The organism is Streptomyces alkaliphilus (genome assembly GCF_014141535.1).
GTDB classification, from domain to species: Bacteria; Actinomycetota; Actinomycetes; order Streptomycetales; family Streptomycetaceae; genus Streptomyces; species Streptomyces alkaliphilus.
Genome location: NZ_VKHT01000979.1, coordinates 1 through 1,857 on the forward strand (window position 1 = coordinate 1; position 1,857 = coordinate 1,857).

The 1,857-nt window shown below is 72.2% G+C and carries 2 protein-coding genes; both read left to right on the top strand.

Annotated elements, in window-relative coordinates; all coding sequences use genetic code 11:
• Window positions 1-430, top strand: a 430-nt coding sequence (locus FNQ90_RS21690; RefSeq protein ID WP_228471467.1) for a TadE family protein, incomplete at its 5' end; no start/stop codon positions are given.
• 66 nt (window positions 431-496) lie between these two features.
• On the top strand, window positions 497-1,837 hold the full coding sequence (locus FNQ90_RS21695) for a CpaF family protein (RefSeq protein WP_182607900.1): 1,341 nt from the start codon (window positions 497-499) through the stop codon (window positions 1,835-1,837).
• Window positions 1,838-1,857: the final 20 nt, after the last annotated feature.

Here is a 1,857-nt window from a genome sequence, read left to right on the forward strand (position 1 = left end):
CCCCACCACGACCCTCCCCGCCACGACACCGACCGCTCCCGTCCCTCCGGGCACCGGGGGACGCCGGCCCCGGAGCGGCCGGCGCGACGGCCAACGCGGCGTCACCGCCGTGGAGTTCGCCGGCTGGCTGCCCATCCTCCTCCTCGTCGCGCTCGCCGGCATCCAACTCGGCGTCGCCGGCTTCGCCGTCCAGCAGGCCGGGTCCGCCGCCCGCGCCGCCGCCCGGGTCGCCGCGCAGGAGGAGATCGGACACCGCTGGGCGGAGGCCGGCCGGGCGGCCACCAGCGACTGGCTGTCGGTCTCCCTGGGCATGGGGGAGGCGTGCGGGGACGTGACCACGGTGACCGCGAGCGTCGAGGTCCCCTCCGTGATGCCCTTCCTGCCGAGCCCCGGCACCGCCCGACGCTCCGTCACCATGCCCTGCGACTAGCCCAGACCACCCCACCGGCACGGGACAGACCCCGCGCCGGCACCAGGAACCACCGGGAGACACACCATGGGCCTCAGGTCCCGCCTCGCCGGCCGGGAGGAGACCACCACCGACGGCCACGGGGACGGTCGGCTGGTCGCCGATTACCGCGCCAAACTCCTCCGGGAGATCGACCTCGCCGAGATGTCCTCCCTGGGCACCGTCGAACGCCGTGACCGCCTCGAGCGCGTCCTCGGCCACATCCTCAGCCGGGAGGGGCCCGTACTCTCCCCCCAGCAACGCGCCCTGCTCATCCGTCGCGTGGTGGACGAGGCCCTGGGACTGGGCATCCTCGAACCCCTGCTGGAGGACGCCTCCGTCACCGAGATCATGGTCAACGGCCCGGAGCAGATCTTCGTGGAACGCGCCGGCCGGGTGGAACGCCTGCCGTTGCGCTTCGCCTCCGAGGAACAGCTCATGCAGACCATCGAGCGCATCGTCTCCACCGTCAACCGCCGCGTGGACGAGGCCAACCCCATGGTCGACGCCCGCCTGCCCACCGGGGAACGGGTCAACGTCATCATCCCGCCGCTCTCCCTGACCGGCGCCACCCTCACCATCCGCCGCTTCCCCCGCGCCTACACACTCCGCGAACTCGTCGACTTCGGCACCCTGGACGAGTCGATCCTGCTGCTGCTCGCCGCCCTGGTCCGGGCCAGGCTCAACATCATCGTCTCCGGCGGCACCGGCTCCGGGAAGACCACCCTGCTCAACGCCCTCTCCGGACTCATCCCCGACGGCGAGCGCATCGTCACCGTCGAGGACGCCGCCGAACTCCAACTCCAACAGAGCCACGTCATCCGCCTGGAATCCAGGCCCCCCAACGTCGAGGGCCGCGGCGAGATCACCATCCGGGACCTGGTCCGCAACTCCCTGCGCATGCGCCCCGACCGCATCATCGTCGGCGAGGTCCGCGGTGGGGAGACCCTCGACATGCTCCAGGCCATGTCCACCGGCCACGACGGATCCCTGGCCACCGTCCACGCCAACAGCGCCGACGACGCCCTGATGCGGCTGCAGACCCTCGCCTCCATGTCGGAACTCCAGGTGCCCTTCGAGGCCCTGCGCGACCAGATCAACAGTGCCGTGGACGTCATCGTCCAACTCGTCCGCAACCCCGACGGCACCCGACGCATCGCCGAGGTCGTCGCCCTCACCAGCCGGGGACGCCAACCCTTCCGCATCGCCGACCTGGCCCGCCTCGAGACCACCCCGATGACCGCCGACGGCCGCGTCCACGGGAACTTCCGGCACCACCCCGTCCCCCGCGGTCTCGCCGACCGCCTCCACCGGGCCGGGGAACGCATCCCGCCCGTCTTCGGGGTCCACCTCGACGACGACCACCTCACCACCAGGGAAGCCCGCTGACATGGCCCACACCCCACCCG